The organism is Polaromonas sp. P1_E3 (genome assembly GCF_056405935.1).
This window is the reverse complement of the sequence record NZ_JBFUBD010000275.1, coordinates 1-3,718: the sequence shown is the minus strand read 5'-3', so window position 1 is coordinate 3,718 and position 3,718 is coordinate 1. Positions and strand designations below refer to the sequence as shown.

Sequence of the window (3,718 nt, the reverse complement as noted above, 5' to 3'; positions counted from 1 at the left end):
AACGTGCCGCATATCTTTGCCATCGGCGACATCGTGGGCCAGCCGATGCTGGCACACAAGGCCGTGCATGAAGGCCACGTGGCCGCTGAAGTGATCGCCGGCGAGTTGCAGGGCAACAAAGAGCTGGCCAGCGCTGCGTTCAACGCGCGCGTGATCCCCAGCGTGGCCTACACCGACCCAGAAGTCGCATGGGTCGGCCTCACGGAAGACCAGGCCAAGGCCCAGGGCATCAAGGTCAAAAAGGGCCTGTTCCCATGGACGGCTTCCGGCCGGGCGATTGCCAACGGCCGCGACGAAGGTTTTACCAAGCTGCTGTTTGACGACAGCCCCGAAGCCCACGGCCACGGCAAAATTTTGGGCGGCGGCATTGTCGGCACCCATGCCGGCGACATGATCGGCGAGATTGCACTGGCCATTGAAATGGGGGCCGACGCCGTGGATATCGGCAAGACCATCCATCCGCACCCGACGCTGGGCGAAAGCATGGGTATGGCGGCGGAAGTGGCGCATGGCAGCTGCACGGACTTGCCTCCAGTGCGCAAGTGACGCTGAAAGCCTGCTAGAAGCGCTATTAATTTAGTAGCTGGCCGCACAGATTCCGAGAGGGCTGCGCGGCTTTTTGATTTGTGGCGCTTGAACGCAAGCCTGGAGAAGGTATTTTGTGTACATAAGCCGTACATCAAGGCCTTCTCTTGTTGTTTTACCGCCTTAGCCGCTTCGAATGGTAGCTCGTTGCTGGGGGTACCCCATTAGAATTCCGACGACGCCAGCATTCCAAGTGTTGCGAGCGGGACGCGATTCGTTGCTGCCTGTCCGCACCATGGGGTACCCCCATGGTTGTTTTGTGCCTAGAGATTTCGGCGCGTGAGCGGACTGCGCATTCTGCGCACCCAGCTCACGCAGGACCTGCTGGTTGGGATGCTGGCGTCAACCCAATTCCATGCGCGAAGCCAGCTTCCGACATTTGATTGCACGCGGCCTGGCCCGCGCACTGCTCGCCGACGCGGACAAGGCGGGCGGCACTACCTTGGGCGCCCTTCAGGCCAGGGGCGCAGCAGCCCTCGGACAGCGACCTGCCTGGCTCCGGGAATTGCTTGGACCGCTTGCTCTGCTGTCGGCCATCACCTGGCGAAAATTTGACGTCACTTCGCTTGCGCAGCGGCTGGAGGCATCGCATGCCTTCGACCTGGCCTTTGGGGAGGAGGGCGACGACGAAGACGGAGAGCCCAATGACTCCAGTGAACCGCAAGCCGCGCGGTCAAGCGTTGAGCGGAATGACCCCGTGCCAGAAAGGCCACCACGAATTCGCCGGTTGATCCTGCGACCGGCGGTGATGCGCCCCCGGCCAATGGGGCTGGAGGCTTGCACCTTGCCCGACATTGCAACGAATGCGGATCTTGCATGCTGGCTCCAACTCCCACCCGAAAAACTGGATTGGCTGGCTCCGGTGACGCCTGCAGTTGTCGAGCACTACCGTTACAGACTGCAGCCCAAACAGACGGGTGGCCTGCGTTTGCTGGAGACGCCCAAGGCAGAACTCAAGCGTGTGCAACGTCACATCCTGCATACGCTGCTGAGCCAGGTGCCGGTGCATGAAGCTGCGCACGGGTTTACCGCCGGCCGCTCAGTCAAAACCCACGCGGCAGCTCATGTCGGACAAGCCGTGGTCATCCGCTTTGACTTGCAGGATTTCTTTGGCAGCGTAGGGGCAGCCCATGTCAGTGCCGTCTGGCGCACGCTGGGCTACCCCGAAGGTATCGCCCGAAGTCTCACCACGCTCTGCACACACCGTACGGCGACGATGGTGGTTGAGCGCTTGCGCGATGACGGCGGACTTGACTGGATAGGGGCCAAGCGGCTGGGTTCCCCGCACTTGCCGCAGGGCGCGCCCACCTCCCCGGCGCTAGCCAACCTCTGTGCTTTCAATCTCGATTTGCGGCTTGAGGGATTGGCCTGGGTGTTCGGCGCGAGCTATACGCGCTATGCCGATGACCTGGTGTTTTCTGGTCCCGCCTCGCTTCGCCGACAGTTTCGTGCCTTGCACGCCTGGGTCGCAGAGATCGTCCGCGATGAAGGCTTTACCCTGCATCCAGACAAGACACGTTGCCTGCCCAAGCATCAACGTCAGCGCGTGACAGGGGTGGTGGTCAACGTTCGACCGAATGTGCCACGTGATGATTTCGACCGACTTAAAGCGTGTCTGCATCAAAGCCTGCTGCACGGGCCGGCATCGCAAAACAAAGAGCAGCTTGCCGACTTTCGCTCACACCTGCTCGGCCGGATCGGCTGGGTCGCACAATTCAGCATTGCGCGCCAAGTCAGGCTCATGCGCTTGTTTGAGAGGATCGACTGGTCAAGATGAACGCTTCAACACTCGCATCCCCCCTGGGCGAAAGCATGGGCATGGCGGCGGAAGTGACGCACGGCAGCTGCACGGATTTGCCGCCTGCACGCAAGTAACCGGTAGCCTCAGGTCACTCCGGCACCCGCACGGCGCGCCAGGTCCCGGGCCTGCTCACGCGGCCATCTGTGCGGCGTACCGGAAAATATCGCCCGGCGTGGTCATCCAGACCTGGCCCCGGTCCCGTGCGGCTGCAACATGCTGAAGCGCGCGCCGCAGGTGGCGCAGGCGGTAAGGCTGGCCGACGATGTAGGGGTGCAGTGCAACGCCCATGACCAGCGGTGCTGAACCGCTGGCCTGCGATTGCTCCAGCATCTCGTCAAGCTGATCGATGATCATCTGCGCAAAGTCTTTCCCGTCCATCTGACGCGCAATGATCATCGGGATGTCATTGAGTTCCTGCGGGTAAGGCACGGCCCACAAAGCCTTTCCGCTGCGGGTGCGCATTGGCAGCGGCTGGTCGTCGTGGCACCAGTTCAGGGTGTAGCCGTAGCCGCTTTCGGCGAGCAGGTCAGGCGTATGCAGGCTTTCCGAAATCCACGGAGAAAGCCACCCGGCCGGGGCTTGGCCGCTTTCCTGTTGCATGCGCGTGCGGCACTGCATCAGCAGACGGCCTTCGTCCGCTTCACTCATGGCGGCCTGGCGTTCGGCATTGGTGTGGCCATGGCCGACCAGTTCGTCGCCGCGCGCCACGCACGCAGCCACCAGTTCGGGGCAGTGGTCGTACAGTGCGGTGTTGATCAGCGCGGCCGCGGGCAGGCCCAGGCTGTCAAACAGCTCGAGGCAGCGCCAGCTGCCCACGCGGTTGCCGTACTCGCGCCAGCTGTAGTTCAGAACGTCCGGTTGTGGGCTGGCCGGGCCGATGGTGGCGCCCATGCCCTCGCCGAAGGCAAAGTGCTCGATGTTGAAACCCAGGTAAACCGCCAGACCGGCCCCGTTGGGCCAGCGATAAGGCTTGCGCCGGTTAATCGCCTGGTAATCAAAGCGATTGTGCGTTGGCAGGGCGCCGCTGTAGCTAGCGGTCATCGGCTGATCACAGCACGGCCAGGCCGGCCCGCACCAGCAGCCATTCGGCGCTGTCGTTCCACACATCCATGTGGGTGATCAGCCCGCTCTTGACGACATAGCGGTCCACATAGCGGTTGCCTTCAAAAGGCGTTCCGTCAGGCCATTCCCCGTACAGGGTTCCCAGGCTGTAGACCACCGCTTCGTCGGGGGCGGCGCCGTTGGAGCCGGCGACAACCGTTTCGGTGCGCTCAATCCTTTTTTTCACCCATTTGTAGCGCGATGCATTGAATTTGGTGCACTCCGCGGGGG

The 3,718-nt window shown here is 62.5% G+C and carries 3 protein-coding genes and 1 pseudogene; 2 read left to right on the top strand and 2 right to left on the bottom strand.

Annotated features, from left to right (window positions below; translation table 11 throughout):
* Both AC1D0Z_RS17665 and AC1D0Z_RS17660 read left to right on the top strand, forming a co-directional pair.
* A pseudogene (locus AC1D0Z_RS17665) lies at nucleotides 1-546 on the top strand (dihydrolipoyl dehydrogenase); the annotation flags it as partial.
* 394 nt (nucleotides 547-940) lie between these two features.
* On the top strand, nucleotides 941-2,362 hold the full coding sequence (locus tag AC1D0Z_RS17660) for a reverse transcriptase family protein (protein ID WP_477659506.1): 1,422 nt from the start codon (nucleotides 941-943) through the stop codon (nucleotides 2,360-2,362).
* 153 nt (nucleotides 2,363-2,515) lie between these two features.
* Here AC1D0Z_RS17660 and AC1D0Z_RS17655 read toward each other — a convergent pair whose 3' ends face one another.
* A complete protein-coding gene (locus AC1D0Z_RS17655; protein ID WP_477659505.1) occupies nucleotides 2,516-3,427 on the bottom strand; it encodes a polysaccharide deacetylase family protein in 912 nt (303 codons plus the stop codon).
* Nucleotides 3,428-3,434: 7 nt separating this feature from the next.
* The coding region (locus AC1D0Z_RS17650; protein WP_477659504.1) for a nuclear transport factor 2 family protein at nucleotides 3,435-3,718 on the bottom strand (284 nt) is incomplete at its 5' end.

Bases quoted from the DNA above. Each gene is read 5' to 3' on its own strand.
- AC1D0Z_RS17660 (WP_477659506.1), top strand. From the start codon at position 941: ATGCGCGAAGCCAGCTTCCGACATTTGATTGCACGCGGCCTGGCCCGC.
- AC1D0Z_RS17655 (WP_477659505.1), bottom strand. From the start codon at position 3,427: ATGACCGCTAGCTACAGCGGCGCCCTGCCAACGCACAATCGCTTTGAT.